This window comes from Jejubacter calystegiae, from assembly GCF_005671395.1.
Classification (GTDB): domain Bacteria; phylum Pseudomonadota; class Gammaproteobacteria; order Enterobacterales; family Enterobacteriaceae; genus Jejubacter; species Jejubacter calystegiae.
In genome coordinates, this window is record NZ_CP040428.1 from 3,799,992 (window position 1) to 3,818,256 (window position 18,265).

15 protein-coding genes are annotated in these 18,265 nt (G+C 59.2%); 3 read left to right on the forward strand and 12 right to left on the reverse strand.

Annotated features, from left to right (window positions below; genetic code table 11):
• Positions 1-79: 79 nt before the first annotated feature.
• The 5 genes from FEM41_RS17515 to iolD all read right to left on the reverse strand — a co-directional run bounded on the left by FEM41_RS17515 (position 80) and on the right by iolD (position 6,693).
• Entirely contained in the window at positions 80-1,579 is a 1,500-nt protein-coding gene (locus tag FEM41_RS17515) for a sugar porter family MFS transporter (RefSeq protein WP_138097471.1), read from the reverse strand.
• A gap of 312 nt (positions 1,580-1,891) precedes the next feature.
• On the reverse strand, positions 1,892-2,791 hold the full coding sequence (gene iolE / locus FEM41_RS17520; protein ID WP_138097472.1) for a myo-inosose-2 dehydratase: 900 nt from the start codon (positions 2,789-2,791) through the stop codon (positions 1,892-1,894).
• Between the two features lie 29 nt (positions 2,792-2,820).
• Positions 2,821-3,705, reverse strand: coding sequence for a sugar phosphate isomerase/epimerase family protein (locus tag FEM41_RS17525; protein WP_138097473.1), 885 nt, complete (start codon positions 3,703-3,705; stop codon positions 2,821-2,823).
• Between the two features lie 21 nt (positions 3,706-3,726).
• The gene (gene iolG, locus FEM41_RS17530) at positions 3,727-4,740 is read right to left on the reverse strand and encodes a bifunctional inositol 2-dehydrogenase/D-chiro-inositol 1-dehydrogenase (protein WP_138097474.1); all 1,014 of its coding nucleotides are present in this window, start codon (positions 4,738-4,740) and stop codon (positions 3,727-3,729) included.
• A gap of 12 nt (positions 4,741-4,752) precedes the next feature.
• Positions 4,753-6,693 carry a 3D-(3,5/4)-trihydroxycyclohexane-1,2-dione acylhydrolase (decyclizing) gene (gene iolD, locus FEM41_RS17535; protein ID WP_138097475.1) on the reverse strand — a complete coding sequence of 647 codons (1,941 nt, stop codon included), beginning with the start codon at positions 6,691-6,693 and terminating at the stop codon, positions 4,753-4,755.
• A gap of 415 nt (positions 6,694-7,108) precedes the next feature.
• Here iolD and FEM41_RS17540 point away from each other — a divergent pair, with 415 nt between their 5' ends.
• Entirely contained in the window at positions 7,109-9,025 is a 1,917-nt protein-coding gene (locus FEM41_RS17540) for a bifunctional 5-dehydro-2-deoxygluconokinase/5-dehydro-2-deoxyphosphogluconate aldolase (RefSeq protein WP_138097476.1), read from the forward strand.
• A gap of 144 nt (positions 9,026-9,169) precedes the next feature.
• Positions 9,170-10,012: a MurR/RpiR family transcriptional regulator gene (locus FEM41_RS17545; protein ID WP_138097477.1), complete on the forward strand. Its 843-nt coding sequence runs from the start codon at positions 9,170-9,172 to the stop codon at positions 10,010-10,012.
• Between the two features lie 4 nt (positions 10,013-10,016).
• Here FEM41_RS17545 and fos read toward each other — a convergent pair whose 3' ends face one another.
• The 4 genes from fos to FEM41_RS17565 form a co-directional block, all read right to left on the reverse strand.
• Complete coding sequence (gene fos, locus FEM41_RS17550) at positions 10,017-10,427, reverse strand: fosfomycin resistance glutathione transferase (RefSeq protein WP_138097478.1); 411 nt, start codon at positions 10,425-10,427, stop codon at positions 10,017-10,019.
• Positions 10,428-10,437: 10 nt separating this feature from the next.
• Positions 10,438-11,055: a GrpB family protein gene (locus FEM41_RS17555; protein ID WP_138097479.1), complete on the reverse strand. Its 618-nt coding sequence runs from the start codon at positions 11,053-11,055 to the stop codon at positions 10,438-10,440.
• 177 nt (positions 11,056-11,232) lie between these two features.
• Entirely contained in the window at positions 11,233-12,042 is an 810-nt protein-coding gene (gene iolB, locus FEM41_RS17560; protein WP_138097480.1) for a 5-deoxy-glucuronate isomerase, read from the reverse strand.
• A 21-nt stretch (positions 12,043-12,063) separates the two neighbouring features.
• A complete protein-coding gene (locus FEM41_RS17565) occupies positions 12,064-13,569 on the reverse strand; it encodes a CoA-acylating methylmalonate-semialdehyde dehydrogenase (protein ID WP_138097481.1) in 1,506 nt (501 codons plus the stop codon).
• A 319-nt stretch (positions 13,570-13,888) separates the two neighbouring features.
• Here FEM41_RS17565 and FEM41_RS17570 point away from each other — a divergent pair, with 319 nt between their 5' ends.
• Positions 13,889-14,710, forward strand: coding sequence for a TIM barrel protein (locus FEM41_RS17570; protein ID WP_138097482.1), 822 nt, complete (start codon positions 13,889-13,891; stop codon positions 14,708-14,710).
• Between the two features lie 13 nt (positions 14,711-14,723).
• On the opposite strand, the gene tcuB is transcribed toward FEM41_RS17570, so the two are convergent.
• The 3 genes from tcuB to FEM41_RS17585 all read right to left on the reverse strand — a co-directional run bounded on the left by tcuB (position 14,724) and on the right by FEM41_RS17585 (position 18,246).
• Positions 14,724-15,845: a tricarballylate utilization 4Fe-4S protein TcuB gene (gene tcuB / locus FEM41_RS17575; protein ID WP_138097483.1), complete on the reverse strand. Its 1,122-nt coding sequence runs from the start codon at positions 15,843-15,845 to the stop codon at positions 14,724-14,726.
• Positions 15,832-17,238, reverse strand: coding sequence for an FAD-dependent tricarballylate dehydrogenase TcuA (gene tcuA, locus FEM41_RS17580; RefSeq protein ID WP_138097484.1), 1,407 nt, complete (start codon positions 17,236-17,238; stop codon positions 15,832-15,834). The genes tcuB and tcuA overlap by 14 nt, the downstream gene beginning before the upstream one ends.
• Before the next feature lie 81 nt (positions 17,239-17,319).
• The gene (locus tag FEM41_RS17585) at positions 17,320-18,246 is read right to left on the reverse strand and encodes a LysR family transcriptional regulator (RefSeq protein WP_138097485.1); all 927 of its coding nucleotides are present in this window, start codon (positions 18,244-18,246) and stop codon (positions 17,320-17,322) included.
• Positions 18,247-18,265: the final 19 nt, after the last annotated feature.

Consider the following 18,265-nt stretch of genomic DNA (forward strand, 5'->3'; position numbering starts at 1 on the left):
TGCCCCGCGTTAGCGGGGCATTTTTTTACTTTCCGTCGCCAGGTTACTGACATCCACAAACATGCGACATGCGGGGTCGCTATTGCGGCGGCCTGGCCTCGCTCACTCTACGGACAGGCACCCGCCGCTGCCGGGAGGCGTTCTTATCCAGTATGCCCTGCAGATAGTGCTCTATCTGCTCCAGACTGCGGCCCCGGGTTTCCGGCACCCACTTAATCACAAAGATACCGCCGAACACGCCGATGGCGGCGAAGATAAAGAAGGTGGCGGAAAGACCCACCCAGGCCAGCAGAATCGGGAAGAAGAGCGAGATCAGGAAGTTGGCTATCCACATGGCGAAGACCGCGCCGCCCATAAAGATGCCGCGTAGCCGGGTCGGGAAGATCTCCGACAGCAGCAGCCAGGTCACCGGCGACAGCGCCCCCTGCTGAAAGCACAGGAACATCAGCATGCCCGCCAGCACCATATAGCTGCGCAACGCATCGACTTCGCCGTTAACGGTTTCCGGCATCAGAGCGCTGACGGCGCCGATAAACAGCAGACACAGAGTACAGCCGAACTGCCCCAGCATGGTCATGGTGCGTCGCCCTATTCGCCCCAGCAGCCAGATACCGACAAAGGTCATCACCACCGATACCACGCCGTTAGAGACCGTCGCGAACAGCGCGGCGTTATCGCTCATCCCCACGGCGGTCAGCATGGTGGGCGCATAGTACATAATGGTGTTAACGCCGGTGAGCTGCTGGATAACGGCGATACCGACGCCGATAAAAAACAGCTTCATCAGCCACGGCGTCATCACCTCTTTCAGACCCGGTTTGCCCAGCGCCTTCTGCTCTTCCAGGGTCTCTTCTATCTCCATCAGTTCCCATTCGACATCCTCCTTAGCACGGGTGCGTTCCAGTACCCGACGCGCTTCAGCCAGTCGCCCTTTCATGGTGTACCAGCGCGGCGTATCGGGCATAAACAGCATGCCGAACCACAGTAGAATCGCAGGCAGCGTCGCCAGGGCCAGCATCCAGCGCCAGGTGGTGTCGCCACCCCAAATTTCATGGAAGGTGGCGTTGGAGATATAGGCCAGCAGCTGGCCGGAAACGATCATCAGTTCCTGTAAGGTCACCAGCTGGCCGCGACGGTTGGCAGGCGCAATTTCCGCGATATAGACCGGAACGGTGGCGGCAGCGCCGCCGACGGCCACGCCCAGCACCAGGCGGAAGAAAACCATCCAGCTGACGTCCGGCGCCAGGGCAGTACCCGCAGCCCCGATGGCAAAGATAACCGCCAGCCAGATGATGATTTTCTTGCGTCCCGCCGCCGTAGCCATATGACCGGCAAGCAGCGCGCCAAATGCGGCGCCGAACAGCAGTGAGCTGGTGACCAGCCCGGTGGTAAAGGGCGTTAGCTGTAGCTCCTTGCCCATAAACAACAAGGCACCGGAGATCACGCCAGTATCGTAGCCAAACAGCAGACCGCCCAGTGTGGCGATAAGCGCCACCACCTTCACAAAAGGCGTTACCGGGGCATCGCTGTTCGGCCCGGACGCCTTATTGACAGTGAGATAGTCTTCTTTCGTAGTCATAGCGACTCCAGGATAAGAGGATAGATCGGCCTTCTTCGGCCCTGCGACCGGAATGCCTTACAGCAATTTAGATCAAACGTTTCATATGTATAAATAATGAAAATTTAATTTTGCGATACCGATCGTTAATTATTCAGTAACGCAATGAAATAGTGAGGTTTTATGGCTGGAATTATTGGTTAATTAATTGAATACAGGTGGTTTTTTGGTTGTCTGGCGAGAGCGCAAAGCGAGGTGCAGGAACGAAACATTCAGTTCCTGAAAGCGTGAAATGAAAAGCCTGACCGGCACTCTCTGCCGGTCAGGCAGGGATCAGATCCCGGCGGTCTCCCGCAGATAACGCCGGGCTTTTATGGCGTACTCCAGTGGATTAGCCAGTGCCGGATCCTGTTCGGCTTCCACCACCATCCAGCCGCGGTAGCCGCCCTGTTCCAGAATCTCAAATACCGGGCGGAAATCGATAGCGCCGTCGCCGGGAACGGTGAAGGTGCCCATCCGAACGCCATCCAGGAACGACAGTTGCTGGCTTCGAACCTTGTCGATAATCGCCGGACGCACATCTTTCAGATGCACATGGTTAATGCGTGGCAAATAGCGACGCAGCACGTCCAGCATGACTTTGTCATTGCCTTCGGAGTACCAGAGATGGCCGGTGTCATACAGCAGGTAAACCCTGTCATCCACCAGGTTCATAAAGCGGTCTACCTCCTGAGGCGTCTGGATCCCGGTGCCCATATGGTGGTGCAGACAGACCTGCATCCCCTTCTGTTCCGCTATCTGCCCCAGGGTGTTGTAACCTTCCGCCACTCGCTGCCACTGGTCGTCGCTGAATACGGGTTTTCCGTTGCCCAGTACCGGCACCGCCTGCCCCTGAATGCTACCGCTCTGCTCTGAACAGCCAATCACTCTGGCGCCCATGGCGTGTAGGAAATCCATGTGGTTGATAAATTCATCCAGCGTCTTTTCACGCTCGCCGTCGGCGAAGAAAGTGCTGAACCAGGCGTTGCAGATCTCCATACCGCGCAGTTCCAACATCGGCTTGAGCACCGCCGGGTCACGCGGATATTTACTGCCCACCTCGCAGCCGGTGAAGCCTGCCAGCGCCATTTCGCTAACGGTTTGCTGGAAGGTGTTTTCGCTACCCAGCTCCGGCATATCGTCGTTGGTCCAGCCGATAGGCGCAATGCCCAACCTGACGTTCTCTTTGTTCATGATAATCCTCGATAAAAAGCGTTCTCGGCTTAGCGACCGAGCAACTCCCGCTCGATCAGTTCGCGGGTTTCCACCGCCTGGTGCTTCATCTTTTCCGGATAGCCAAACAGCGCGGCAGCGACAATGGGTTCGCCGCCGACTTTAAACTGGCGGTCGGCAAAGCCCGTTTCACGCAGGGTGCGGAACAGCGTGATGAAATCCACTTCCCCTTCGCCCGGCGCTACGTGCTGGTGCACGGCAGCATCAACTCCCGGCGGGTTAACGATGTAGCGGCAGTGACGGGTATGGTTCATGGTATCGGCCACCAGAACGTGGGAAAGATCGTCGCCCACGTAACGCAGCATGCTTTCCACATCGCCTTTGCCTTTGTCGTAATAGAAGGTATGAGGCACGCTGTAGACGTACTTCACGTTATCGCTGCGAAATGACTTCACCAGATCGGCGGTGGCATCGTTTTCTTCACAGAAGTCCCAGGGATGGGCCTGTAGCTCAACCCGAATACCTTCACGTTCAAAAACAGGCAGCAGCTCTTCCATGGAGCGATAGAACATCTCGTCGCAGATCTCCGGCTGATTGGGATCGCCGGACAGTTCGGTATTAATCACCTGTACATCCATTTCAACGGCGATTTCGATCATCCGCTTCCAGTTTTTTACCGCCGCCTGACGCCGCATTTCATCCGGCCCCGACCAGCGGTAAACGCAGATAAACGAAGAGAGCTCCACGCCGTTGTCCCTGAGCGCCCGCTTATATTCGGCCATGATTTCGCGCCCGGCCCTGGGGTGTTTATAGAACGGATTAATCTGCGGATGGGGCGACTGTTCAATATAGCGATAGCCCCACTCGGCCACCTGCTGCACCATTCGGGTGATGCCCAGATCCTTAATCACGTCGACGTCGAATGCTAACTTCATAACGGCTACCTCTTAATCACTTCAGCGGGGATAAAAGTCGGGGCGCGGCGCCATTTCTACCGGCTCTACGCTACCGCTCTGCTGAGCCTTCAGGCAGGCATCGGCGGCGACAGAGGCGGCATAGCCGTCCCAGGCCGAAGGCCCGCGCAGTTCATCGGCCTTCACATCGTCAATAAAGGCCTGCAGCTCCACGTCATAGGCGCGAATAAAGCGATCCTTCCAGTCGGTCAGGATCTCTGTTGCCAGCCGCGCCTGCTTGCGCATCTGCACCGAGGCGGGTTCAGGCAGACGGGCGATACCGCTCTCGCCCACTACTTCGCACTGAATGTCGTAGCCGTACTGGCAATTGACGAAGACCTCGACGTCGATGCGCACGCCGCTGCGGGTTTCCAGCAGGACTATCTGCGGGTCGCGCAGGTTCGCATGGGCGTTGCGGGTGGAGCGCGGGAAGATCACCTGAGCAGAAACGTAGTCGTCGTTCAGCAGCCAGCGCAACACGTCCAGTTCGTGAATCAGCGTGTTGGTAATCGCCATGTCGGTACTGTAGCTTTCGTTTACCGAGGCATTACGATGGGCGCAGTGCAGCATCAGCGGCGTGCCGACCTCACCCTGGGCAATAGCCTGTTTCAGTGCCTGATAGCCGTCGTCGTAAGGGCGCATAAAGCCCACCTGCACCAGACGACGACCGGCGCGCATTTCGGCATCGACGATGCGGCGGCAGCCTTCGGCGCTCATCGCCAGCGGTTTTTCGCAGAATACCGGCTTACCGGCGGCGATAGCGGCCAGGGTGAACTCTTCGTGGGTCGGATCCCAGGAGGTGACCAGCACCGCCTGGACTTCGGGGTCGGCAATCAGCGCATGGCCGTCGTCGTAAATTTTCGCCTCCAGCCCCAGCGCCGTTACCGCGCTGCGGGCGCCTTCGGCGTTGATGTCCGAGACCGCAACGATGCTTGCTCCCTGCAAGACAGTACTACAGCGACGAATGTGCTCTTTGCCGATGGCGCCTGCGCCAATTACACCTATTTTTAGCATCATGATGTGCTCCGGTTAGTAGTCCCGCGCCTGCGCGCGTTTTTCCTGCATTTGCTCCGCCGCCCGGCGGATACGTTCGGAGCTGGAGACCGCGGCCACGCCGACGTGCCACCAGCTGAAATATTTGTGCACCATGGTTTTGGGCAGCACCTTCACATCGATCAGCGTGCTGACCGGGCTGTGGCGCGCTTCTGCCAGCGCCGCTTCCAGATCTTCCAGCCGGGTCACCCGCCAGGTACGGCAACCATAGCCTGCGGCGATGGCGGCGAAATCCACCGGCACCAGGCCACCGCGCAGTTCCCCGCTGTCGGCGTCGCGATGCCGGAATTCGGTGCCGTAGCTGCCCATGCCGTGTTCCATTTGCAGATTGTTGATGCAGCCGTTGGCCATGTTGTCGAACAGAATGACGTTGATCTTTGCGCCTTCCTGAATAGAGGTCACCAGTTCGGAGTGCAGCATCATGAAAGACCCATCCCCCACCAGCGCGTAGACGTCGCGCTGCGGTTCGGCGAGCTTAACGCCCAGCGCGGCATTGACCTCGTAACCCATGCAGGAGTAGCCATACTCCACGTGGTAAGCGTCCGGCGCCCGGTTGCGCCAGGTGCGCTGGAGATCTCCCGGCAGACTACCGGCGGCGGCCACCACCACCGCATCTTCGGGCAGTTGTTGGTTCAGCACGCCCAGCACGCTGCTCTGAGTGATAACCGAGCCGGTTATCTCACGGAATTCGCGAAACAGCCGCGTTCGATCGATGCTGTCGTCAATTTCCGGCACAAAATCCTGTTCGCGCCAGCGTACCTGCCACACCCGCTGAGTCTCCTGCAACTGACGGGATCGCGCGCTCTGTAGCTGTTCGCCCCACTGCGCTTTCCAGGCACTGTCTGCCATGGCGCCAGTCAGCGCCAGGAGCGCCTCTCTGGCGTCAGCCACCACCCGAATGCCGTCCAGTTTCCAGGCATCGAAATCGCTGATATTGATATTCAGGAAACGTACGTCGGGATGCTGAAAAATCCATTTCGAAGCGGTGGTAAAGTCGGTAAAGCGGGTCCCGACCCCAATCACCAGATCCGCCTCTTTCGCCAGCAGGTTAGCCGCCAGACAGCCGGTTTCTCCCACGCCGCCCACGTTGAGCGGCTCTTCGGAAAGCAGCGTGCCCTTCCCGGCCTGGGTTTCCGCAATGGGGATCCCATGCTGGCGGGCAAAGTTGAGCAGCGCCTCACCGGCATCCGAATAACGGGTGCCGCCGCCGCAAATCAGCAGCGGACGCTGGCTGCGGCGCAGCGCTTCGCAGGCGTCGGCAATCTGGGCCGCAACGGCCGGGCGGCGATCCAGACGGTGCACGCGGCGTACAAAGAAGTGTTCCGGGTAATCCCAGGCTTCGGCCTGAACGTCCTGAGGCAGAGCCAGGGTCACGGCGCCACACTCCGCCGGGTCGGTCAGAACTCGCATGGCGTTAAGGCAGGCGCTCATCAACTGTTCCGGGCGCGTAATGCGATCCCAGTATTTGCTGACTGCCCGGAAGGCATCATTGGTGCTGATACTCAGATCCTGACTCTGTTCAATCTGTTGCAGAACCGGGTCCGGCTGGCGGGTGGCGAAAACGTCCCCCGGCAGCAGCAATAGCGGAATACGGTTAGCGGTGGCGGTGGCTGCCGCGGTGATCATATTGGCGGCACCGGGCCCCACCGATGAGCTACAGGCGATAATCTGGCGACGACGCAGCTGTTTGGCATAGCCGATGGCGGCGTGGGCCATCCCCTGTTCGTTACGACCCTGCCATACCCTTAAATCGCCGCGGTCCTGTTCCAGCGCTTGCCCCAGACCCAGCACATTGCCGTGCCCGAAGATGGCGAAGATCCCTTTGACGAATTTGATCTCGCGCCCGTCAACCTCAACAAACTGATTATCAAGGAATTTGACCAATGCCTGCGCCATTGTCAGCCTGATTCTGCCCATAGCCCTTTCCTTTATCGTGATACCGGTGTCGAAGCGACGCCGGTGGGAATGAAATATGAGGGGATTATATGCAAATGGATTTTTCATAAAATACAAATACAGAAAAAACATTTCATTTTGCGAGGGCGATCAAACTCTCTATTTCGTTTTTGGTTTTCATTTCATTCATTTCACTGCAACAGTAACCCTACAATTCCCCTATGAAATTGCGGATTGCGGCGGGTGTCAGGGTCTGTACTGTCGGGGATAGCCGGGTACAGGTTGCCGCTGCCCTCACAAAAATGAACTATAAATTTCATTTTGCATTGATAATGAAATTTACGTTCGCCATACTGACATTCGTTTGTTAACCCGGCTGCATAGGCGAGCGCGCGCTATGTGGGTAAGTCAAGGTAAGCAGAAGGAATCCGTAACTATGAATGCAGCAGTTAAGCGGCTCGATGTTATCTGTATCGGGCGTGTCGCCGTCGATCTCTATGCGCAGCAGGTGGGCGCCAGGCTGGAGGATGTCGCAAGCTTTGCCAAATATCTGGGAGGCTCATCGGGCAATGTGGCCTGGGGCACCGCCATTCAGGGGCTGAAGTCCGCCATGCTGGCCCGGGTGGGCGATGAGCATAACGGCCGCTTTATTCGTGAAACCCTGGAAAATGCAGGGGTCAATACCGACTATCTCATCACCGATCCGACCCGGCTGACGGCGCTGGTAATGCTGGGCATTAAGGATCAGGATACCTTTCCGCTGATCTTCTATCGCGACAACTGCGCCGATATGGCGCTGTCGCCCGATGATATTGATGAAACCTGGATTGCCTCGTCCCGCGCGCTGGCGGTCACCGGCACCCACCTCTCCCACCCGCAAACCCGGGCGGCGGTGCTGAAAGCGCTGGAATATGCCGGGCGCCACGGGCTGCGTCGGGCGCTGGATATCGACTACCGCCCGGTGCTGTGGGGGCTGACCTCCCCGGGCGATGGCGAAACCCGTTATATCGAATCCGGCGAGGTGACCCGCCAGCTCCAGGAGGTGCTGCACCACTTTGATCTGATCGTCGGCACCGAAGAGGAGTTTCATATTGCCGGTGGCAGCACCGATACCCTGACGGCGCTGAAAAAGGTGCGCGAGGTGAGCAACGCCACTCTGGTCTGCAAGCGCGGCCCCATGGGCTGCGTGGTTATCGAAGGTAACGTCCCGGATGACTGGTCGCAGATTCCGCTGCAACAGGGAGTCAGGGTGGAAGTTCTCAACGTGCTGGGAGCCGGTGACGCCTTTATGTCTGGCCTGCTGCGCGGCTGGCTGAATGACGAAGGCTGGGAACAGGCCTGTCGCTATGCCAACGCCTGCGGCGCGCTGGTGGTTTCGCGCCACGGCTGCGCCCCTGCCATGCCCACCCGCGCCGAACTGGATGACTATCTGTCCCGGGCCGAGTCGGTGCCGCGCCCGGATCTCGATGCGCGTCTTAACCATCTGCATCGCGTCACGTCGCGCCAGCGTCGCTTCGACGAGCTGTGTATCTTTGCCTTTGATCACCGCAAACAACTGGTGGAAATGGCTCAGCAGACCGGTCGCGACGAAAGCTGCATTCCGCCGCTGAAACGCCTGCTGCTACAGGCAGCGCAGGATGCGGCGACCGAAGCCGGGCTCGAACAGCGCAGCGGTATTCTGGCGGATAGCACCTTCGGCCAGGGGGCGTTAAACGCTATTACCGGTCAGGGATGGTGGATTGGCCGCCCTATTGAGCTGCCCGGTTCACGCCCGCTGCGTCTGGAACATGGTGATATCGGCAGTCAACTCCGTAGCTGGCCGCTGGAGCATATCGTGAAGTGCCTGGTGTTCTATCATCCGCATGACAGTGCGGAACTACGCCAGCGCCAGGATGAGCTGCTGCTGGACGTATGGCACGCCTGCAACCAGTCCGGCCACGAGCTGCTGCTGGAGGTGATCCTGCCCGCTGATGCCACGGACCGCCGCGAGTGCCACTATCCGGCGATGCTGGAGCACTTTTACCGACTGGGGATCCAGCCCGACTGGTGGAAGCTACCGCCGCTGGCAAGTGTTACCTGGGACAAAGTCAGTGAGCTTATCGTGCGTGAAGACCCCTGGTGTCGGGGTATCCTGCTGCTGGGGCTGGATGCCGAGCCAGAGGTGCTGCGTGCCGGTTTCCGTGAAGCGGCGCGCCATCCGGCCATTAAAGGCTTTGCGGTGGGGCGTACCATTTTCGGCCAGCCTTCACGACGCTGGATGGCGGGTGAACTGAACGACGATGAACTGATCGACGAGGTGAAACAGAACTATCTGCGGCTGATTGGTTACTGGCGCGAGGCCAGACGCGGATAACCCCCTGACGGCGCGCGGCCGGTTTGTGCCGCGCGCGGTAACGCAACGTGAAATGAATCCCGTATTAACGCACCGGAAATGAAATTTTTCCTCCATTTGGTACACTGATTCCAGTTTCCTTTTCACTCTGTCACAGGCAATCACATGGCCAATAATCCAACTCAGGTTTCTATTCTCCAGGACGAGATTCGCAGCCGCTACGACACGCTCAGTAAACGACTGAAGCAGGTGGCGCGCTATATTCTTGATAACAGCAACAGCGTCGCTTTTGATACCGTCGCTTCCATCGCTCACCAGGCGGATGTTCCCCCCTCTACCCTGATCCGCTTCGCCAATGCCTTTGGCTTCGGCGGTTTCAACGAAATGAAACAGATGTTCAAGCAGCATCTGATGGAAGAGACCGCCAACTATACCGAACGGGCGCGCCTGTTCCGCCAGACCGCCGGTGAAGAGACCAGCGCGCCGGAAACGCCGTCCGAAATTCTGAATATGTTCACCATGGTGAACGGCCAGGCGCTGCAGCAGCTGGCGATGCAGGTGGTGCCCGAAGAGCTCGAACGTGCCGTAGCACTGCTGGGTGACGCGGAGAATATCTATGTGATTGGACTGCGCCGCTCGTTCAGCGTCGCCTCCTATCTGACCTACGCCCTGCGCCATCTTGACCGGCGCGCCTTTCTGATAGACGGGCTGGGCGGCATGTTCACCGAGCAGCTCAGTATGGTGGGGCCAAAGGATGTGGTGGTAGCGGTAAGCTTTTCGCCCTACTCAAAAGAGGTGGTGGAACTGGTAGAGCTGGGCGCCCAGCGCAAGGCGCGCCAGATTGCGATTACCGACAGCCAGGTCAGTCCGCTGGCCGCCTTTAGCGATGTCTGCTTCGTGGTGCGCGAAGCGCAGATCGACGGTTTTCGCTCTCAGGTCGCCTCGCTGTGTCTGGCCCAGACGCTGGCGATTTCGCTGGCGCTGGGCAACAGTAAAGAGGGGAAGTAAGACCTTAATCGAAAAACTGCATATTTTTATAGGGCGCGCGTCGGCACTGCGCCAGCCGGGAGCTCAGTGAGCCGACGTGCAGCTCAAGCTGATGGCTGTCGGGATCCAGAAAGTAGAAAGATTCTCCTTCGCTGGTATTTCGCTTCCATTCTCTGACGCATCCGGCGCGCAATTTGTTAACCATGGTTTCAAATTCAGCGCCGTCTGTTGAAAAAGCATAGTGGGTATAGTCGCGCGGTTCGCCAGTCTGGCGACGCGGGTCGAACGAAAGACACAGCCACAGGCCTGGGAGTGACAGATATGCCCCCGTTTCCCAGCGAGCTTCCAGTTTAAGCCCCAGAATATCGTGGTAGAACCCAATACTGCGGGTAAGGTCGCTGACCGCTAAAGTCAGGTGGTTCAGGCCGGTTAACATATTGCCCCCTTCAGTTTTCCGGGATCCAGCCGTTATGTGCAAAGATCCGCTGGTAAATCTCCCTGATCACCTGCTGCTTATTCATATTGTACTGCTGCACCGTGGCGGCCCCGCTTAGCGCGGCTGTTTTTGCCTCTTCATATCTTTTACGATCCTGCGGATGCCCGGAAAGCCAGTCCCGAAATAAAAGATGACGCAGATGTTCCGGACAATCAGGCCCGAAGATATGCAAATTGACGCGGGGTGTATTGAGACGCAGCATTCGATGCTGATACCAGGAGGGTTCCCGGACGCGGTGCGTATAGCCGATCGCCGTCAACGCCGGTATATAGGATGCTTCATCTTCGGGATCCTCGACAATCAGATCGATATCGATAACCGGTTTCGCCGACAGACCGGGTACGGCAGTCGAGCCCACGTGCGCAATCTCCAGCGCCTTTATGTCTGGCGCACTTGCAATGCGCTGGCTCAGCGTGTCGAACAGCGTCGGCCACGCTTTATCATAGGGCACCACCTCGATATGCTCAGTATCAGGCGGCCCCACGACCCATGGGTTCTCGTTCGGATCGCCTTCCTCAAAGGTGATGATTTCGTGAGCCTTCGTTTTTATTGGGTCTTTGTCATTCATGCGCATATGCCCGTTGGAAGTCGATTAAAGCAATACTATTAACGAAGTGTACATTTGTACACTCGGCAATAGAGCTGGTACCACGGAAACAGGCGGTATTAATACGGAGGGGATGACGGGAATGAAAAACAGACGCGCCACCCTCTGGTGAGCGGCGCGTCTTTGGCCGAACGGGCATCACTTCCTGGGATAATCGTCGCTATTAATCCAGGCGTGATCCTCTTCCCAGCGGAACAGCCATTTGCGCTGCGGCCCGGCCATTACGTTCAGATAGTAGCTGTCGTAACCGGCGATGCTGGCGACGGGATGATAGCCGCGCGGCACCATCACCACATCGTGGTTATAGGGGGCCATACAGGCGTCCAGCGAGCGGTCGTCGGTATAAACCCGCTGTAAGGCAAAGCCCTGGGGCGGATCGAAGCGATGATAGTAGGTCTCTTCCAGTTGGGTTTCCTGCCCTTCCACCGCGGTATCGTGCTTGTGGCTGGGCCAGGAGCTGGTCGCGCCTTCATCGGTATAGACTTCGACCACCAGCAGGCTGTGCGCCGGTTCGCTGTCCGGCAGGATATTGTGCACCAGCCGCTGATTACGGCCCTTACCGCGCCGCTCCACGCCAACGTCGGAAGGCGCTATCAGGCGCGCAGGCAAATTTCCGCCGCCCGGCGCGCTACATACCGCCAGCTCCAGTTCGCTGTCGGCCACCACCTCGACCCGATCGTGATGAGGCACATAAACCGACCACGGCGGCGTGCGCTCAAACGGCGACATTCGCCCTCCCAGCCCGGGAAAATCGGCGTTGCGGGTTTTAATAGACGCCAGCCCGGACACCAGTACCAGACAGAGTTCGCGATCGCCGCTTTCAAGCGTAATGCGATCGCCCTTGTTCAGCAGGTGCGCTTCGAAGCCCACAAACTCCCAGCCAGCGCTGGCCGGGGTTATCTGCTGAATACGCCCCGTTCCGGGGCGACGTTTTTCAAGTAACGACATGCTGCCTTATTCCTCCATCCATCAGCCCAGCGTGGGCATGCTGAATTCCGATACTGTCTGCTGCCCTGCCGGCCAGCGAACCGTGGCGGTTTTCATGCGGGTGTAGAAGCGTACGCCGTCCGGGCCATGCACGTTGAGAGCGCCAAACACTGAGCGTTTCCAGCCGCCAAAGCTGTGGAATGCCATCGGCACCGGTACCGGGATATTCACCCCAACCATACCCGCCTGAACGTCATGCACAAATTCCCGGGCGGCGTGGCCGTTGCTGGTAAAGATGGCGCTACCGTTGCCGAATTCGTGGCTGTTAACCAGTTCCAGCGCACTGTCATAATCCCGGGCGCGTACCACGCTCAGCACCGGCCCGAAGATCTCCTCTTTCCAGATGGTCATCTCCGGCGTGACGTTATCGAACAGCGTACCGCCAACATAGTAGCCCTCTTCGTAACCTGCCGGGGTAAAGTTGCGGCCATCCACCACCAGTTGCGCGCCTTCGGCGACGCCTTTATCGATATAGCCCAGCACCTTCTGCTGATGGGCCCGGGAAACCACCGGCCCCATTTCATTCTCTTCACTGCCCCGCAGGCAGCCCGGCCCCACTTTCAACGCCTGAACCAGCGGCGTCAGACGCGCGATCAGTTTATCTGCCGTTTCGTCACCCACCGCGACGACGACCGGCAGCGCCATGCAGCGTTCCCCGGCGGAGCCGTATGCGCCGCCCATAATCGCGTTAACGGTGGCTTCCAGATCGGCGTCCGGCATCACGATGGCGTGGTTTTTGGCGGCCCCGAAAGCCTGAACTCGCTTGCCATAAGCACTGGCGGTTTTATAAATGTGCTCGGCTACAGCGGAAGATCCCACAAAGCTGACCGCCTGAATTCGCGGATCGCTGCACAGCGGTTCCGCCTGATCGTTACCACAGTGCACCACGTTAAAGACGCCGTCCGGCAGCCCGGCTTCGCTCAGCAGTTCCGCCATTTTGACTGCAGCGGAAGGCGCCAGCGCGGGCGGCTTAAGTACAAAGGTATTACCGCAGGCCAGGGCGATGGGGAACATCCACATTGGCACCATGGCCGGGAAGTTAAAGGGAGTGATACCGGCCACCACGCCCAGCGGCTGCATCAGCGAATAGCTGTCCACGCCGCTGCCGACGTCGGAGGAAAACTCCCCTTTTTGCAGGTGCGGAATGCCGCAGGCGAATTCGACTACCTCCATGCCGCGGGTCAGCTCGCCCATGGCATCCGACCAGACTTTGCCGTGCTCGCTGACGATAAGCGCCGCCAGTTCGTCACTGTGCTGCTCCAGCAGACTCTTGAATTTAAACAGAATGCGGGCGCGGCGCAGCGGTGTGGTGCGCGACCAGCTGTCAAAAGCCGCGTGCGCCACGGCAATGGCTTCCTGCACTTCCTGTTTGCTGGACTGCGTGACTTCGCGGACCGCCTGTCCGGTAGCCGGATCGTAAACCGGCTGGGTTTCGTTGCTGCTGCTGAAACAGATTTTCCCGGCAATATAGTTTCCAGTGATGTTCATGCTTTCGGACTCCAGATAGTCAATGTTGGCACCTGTGGTCCCGTGCGAACGGGATGAATCAAACCTTAGCCAAATGAAATTAATATTTCAATAACAATAAAAATGAAATGCCGGGTTTTGTGACGGGGATTACGCGCCGTACTGTCGTCCTTCATTCGTGGGAGTGTCTTGCGATATAGCATAGCGACTGGCGTCGCATTGCGGTGATGGAAAGTCAAAATTGCGAGAAGGCTCTAAAAAATAATTTTTTCTCTCTTGTAATAAATGAAATAAATGTTTTGATCTGGCAAGACCTTTACCCTGTTTCTGGAGAACCCCTATGAACATCGATATTCAGCGTTTCTGCGTTAACCGTAAGATTGCCCCCGGAATGGGGATTGCCCCCTTCTTTCAACTGGTCAGTCAGCTTGGATTGAATAAAGTCGAGCTGCGTAACGATATGTCTGGCGGTAGCGTGACTGACGACCTTTCACCCCGGGCGGTACGGGAACTGGCCCAACGCTACGGCATTGAGATTCTCTCCATTAACGCCCTCTACCCCTTTAACTGCCCCGATGAGGCGCTGATGGCGCGGGCAAGAGCGTTGCTGGAAACGGCAAAAGAGACCGGCGCCCGGGCCCTGGTGCTGTGTCCGTTAAATGATGGAACGCCGGTAGCGGCGCGCCAGACCATCGACGCCCTGCGCCAGCTTGCCCCTCTTTTTGCGGAATATGACGTGGAAGGTCTGGTGGAGCCGCTGGGCTTCCCCTGTAGTTCGTTGCGTTCAGCGCGCGAGGCTGCGGCACTGATTCATGAGGCGGGCGCTCCGTTCCGACTGCTGGTGGATACCTTCCACCACGCGCTGTGGCCCGATGCCGAACGCGAACTGGCAACGCTTGATATCAACCGGGTGGGACTGGTGCATCTGTCCGGGGTGGAGGATCCACGCCCGATGGAACAACTGACTGACGAACAGCGTATTATGCTGAGCGATGCCGACAGGCTGAACAGCGCCGCCCAGGTGCGGCGCCTTGAAGAACTGGGATATCGTGGCGCTTACTCCTTTGAACCCTTCTCTTCCGTTATGGAAAGCTGGTCCGGTCAGGAGATTGAGCGCCAGATTCGGCAGGGAATGGCGTTGATTCAGCAGGCCTGCGGTTGATTGTGTGACGCTGTCACTTACCGCGGCGCTTCTCGATAGCATCCTTAAGCAGCGCGGCACAGCGATAAAACCCGTGGGCGAACTTGCCGTAAGGCAGCGTCAGAAACAGCGCCATCACCACCCCGAGATGCACCGCCAGCAGCGCCCCCATCAGCGGCCCATCCCTGCCTGCCAGCAGCGCCAGTCCGGTGATGCTGGTTAACAGCAGCAGCAGACAGAATGCGCGATCCAGCGGTTTCTGCTGCTCATCGCCGTGCAGCGGCGCCCGCCGCAGGTTAAGCCACAATAGCCCCGCCGGGCCGATGATAAGGCCAATCCCCCCCAGAGTGCCCAGAATCACCGGCAGACTCAGCAGCGGATAAGGCGCAGGCTGCCCCAGCAGATAGTGATAGCCGGTGGCCACCACCGTCGCGGCGAAGCACAGCATAAAACCGTAGAAGGTAAAATGGTGGAAGCGACGGCGGCGCAGCGTGTAGCGATCGTCCTCGTCATTACATCCTTCGCCGTGGCCGCCGTCCAGGTAAGTGAGCGTCAGCGCGTGGCGGGCTGCTTCCAGCGCCGCCGGGGGTCTGGGCGTACCGCCGGAAACGCCGCGCCAGAAGCGGATCACGCCCACGATTAGCGCCAGCAGACCAAAACCAAACACGCCGCCAAACAGTATCGCCAGCAGATTATGGGGGAAGATCTGGTAAAAATCCCCCGCCAGCGGCGGATGCCACAGGCCGCCACGCAGCGCTACCGCCAGCAGCAGAAACAGGCTAAGACTCAGGGTCAGCGCCAGCGCGCTGGTCACTCCGGCATGGCGATACAGCGCGCCAAACCGGGCGGGCCATGCGTAACGCTGCCAGGTTTCCAGACGCACTTTCGCCAGCGTCTGGGGCACCGTAATGGCGAATTCGTGGGGCGGCGCATACTGGCAGGCATGCAGACAGGCGCCGCAGTTGTGGCACAAATTCGCCAGATAGTGGATATCGGCATCGCTAAAGCTCAGACGCCGGGTCATGGCCGGAAACACCGCGCAAAATCCTTCGCAGTAGCGGCAGGCATTACAGACCTGCATCACCCGTTTGGCCTCTTCTTCATGCGGTCGGGTCAACTGGCGGGCTTCGTTAATCAGGGAATTAAGCTGTTGCATGGTGAGACTCCTTCTGGCGCGCGGCCCGGGCCGCCTGTTCTCCGGCAATGCGGCCAAAGGTGGTGCCAATAGACATGCCCACCCCGGCGGTATAGCCCTTACCCAGCACGTTGCCGGCCATCATCTCCCCGGCCGCGAACAGGTTGCTGCTGGGAATGCCCGCGAAATGCACCGCGGCCTGTTCATTGACCCTCAACCCCAGGTAGGTGAAGGTAATGCCCGGTCGCAGCGCGTAACCGTAAAACGGCGGCTGGTCGATGGGCCGGGCCCAGTGGCTTTTGACGGGCGTCAGCCCCCGGGTATGGCAGTTATCGAGCCGGGTATGGTCGAACTGGCCCGGCTGGCAGGCGCGGTTGTAATCGGTAATGGTGGCGCTCAGGGCGGCGGGATCGAGCCCCAGTTGTTCGGCCAGCGCAGGCAGACTTTGCGCGCAGGCGCCGGGGAACACCGGCGGCATAAAGTGGCCGGGGGCCCGGGAATCAATAATCGACCAGGCTATCTGCCCCGGCTGCTGTGCCACCAGTCGTCCCCAGATGGCGTAGCGTTTGGGCCAGAAGTCCTCCCCTTCATCGTAGAAGCGCTGACTGTCGCGGTTTACCACTACGCCAAGCGATACGCAGTCCACCCGGGTGCAGATACCGCCGTCATAGAGCGGCGCCCGGGCATCAATAGCCACACAGTGTGACTGAGAGGGATCGCCGATAATATCGGCCCCGGCCTCCATCATAAATTTCAGCAGCGTTCCCTGATTAAAGCGGGTGCCGCGAATCAGAAAGTTGTCGGCAGGCCATTCGCCCCGTTCGTTCTGGCCCCAGGCTTCCCGCAGCCATGCCCGGTTGGATTCGAAACCGCCGCAGGCCAGCACGCAGGATCGGGCGGCAATCCGCTCATTGCCTGACCAGGCCGCGACAAAGCGCCCTGCTTCCAGCTCCAGTAAGTCCACCGGCGTTTCATAGCGGATAGTCACGCCCAGCCGCTCCGCGCTGCGGTAATAAGCGTTGACCAGCGCCTTACCGCCGCCCATAAAAAAGGCGTTGGTGCGCGCCACGTGCAGAGCGCCGGAAAGTGGCGGCTGAAAATGGACGCCGTGGCGCCGCATCCAGTCGCGACAGTGCGACGAAGTGCGGATGGTCAGACGCGCCAGGGTTTCATTGGTTTCACCACCGGTGACCCGCAGCAGATCTTCCCAGAACTCCTGTTCCGGATAACTTTCTACCAGAACGTCCTGGGGGGCGTCATGCATACAGCGCAGATTGCGGGTATGTTGCGAATTACCGCCGCGCCAGGCTTTGGGGGCGGCTTCCAGCAGCAGCACCGACGCCCCGGCCTCTCTGGCCGTCAGGGCCGCGCACAGCGCCGCGTTGCCGCCGCCAATCACAAGCACATCAAACATATCAGACTCCGGAATCACATGAATATCGCCATGCTATCCGGCAGGATGCAGCGGCGATACGGCCGCCGTCTGAAGGGGGTTTTACAATTTGTAAAGGCTGGCGCCCGGCCAGCGGCCACGACTGACCAGCTCGCTCATCACGCTGGTGAGTACCACCCGGGCCGCCAGCGCCGCCGGTGCCAGTTCGTCATCGCAAAGGCTGACCAGAGCGTTAATGCGCCCCGGCGCGGGGGGACGCAGTCGCAGCACCCGGAGATCGGATTCGCCCAGTGACGAAACGGCGGCACCGGGCTGGATGGTTACCCCGGCACCGTGACGCACTGCCGCCATCAACAGCGCCAGGCCGTCGATCTCAAGGTGTGGCGTCAGGGCAAGATGGTGACTGGCAAACAGTCGATCCACCAGGGCGCGCAGCCCGTGCCCCGCACTGGGAAGGATCAGCGGCACCGCGGCGAGAGCCGTCACGCTGATTTGGTCGCCGGTCTCGGCCCCCAGTAATGACGGCGGACCAATCACAAACAGTTGCTCTTCCAGAATGGGAATGGCGCTCCAGGTTTCAGGCTGCCCCTGCTGGAACAGCACCGCCAGATCGAGCCTGCGCGCCGCCAGCATATGCGCCAGATTACCGGAAAGACTTTCCACGATGTGCAGACGCACGCTGGCGTAGCGTTCACTCATCGCTTCGATAAAGGGCAGCCCCAGCACCGATGCGGTACTCGGTGCCATCCCGACGCTAACCTGCCCCGCCAGCCGGGCCTGGCTGGCCGCCCTCACCGCTTCATCGGCATGGCGCAGCGTCAGTTGGGCCTGGGCGAAAAAGGCCATCCCTGCCGCCGTGGGCTGTATTCCTTGTGAGGTACGCTGCAACAGGCGTACCGAGAGTTCATTTTCCAGTCGGCTTATCTGCTGGCTGAGGGCTGATACCCCTACCTCCAGCCGCCGCGCGGCGCCGGAAAAACTGCCTGCCTCTATGACGCTGACAAAATAGCTTAACTGACGTAGCTCCACATCCACCTCACCTTTACAC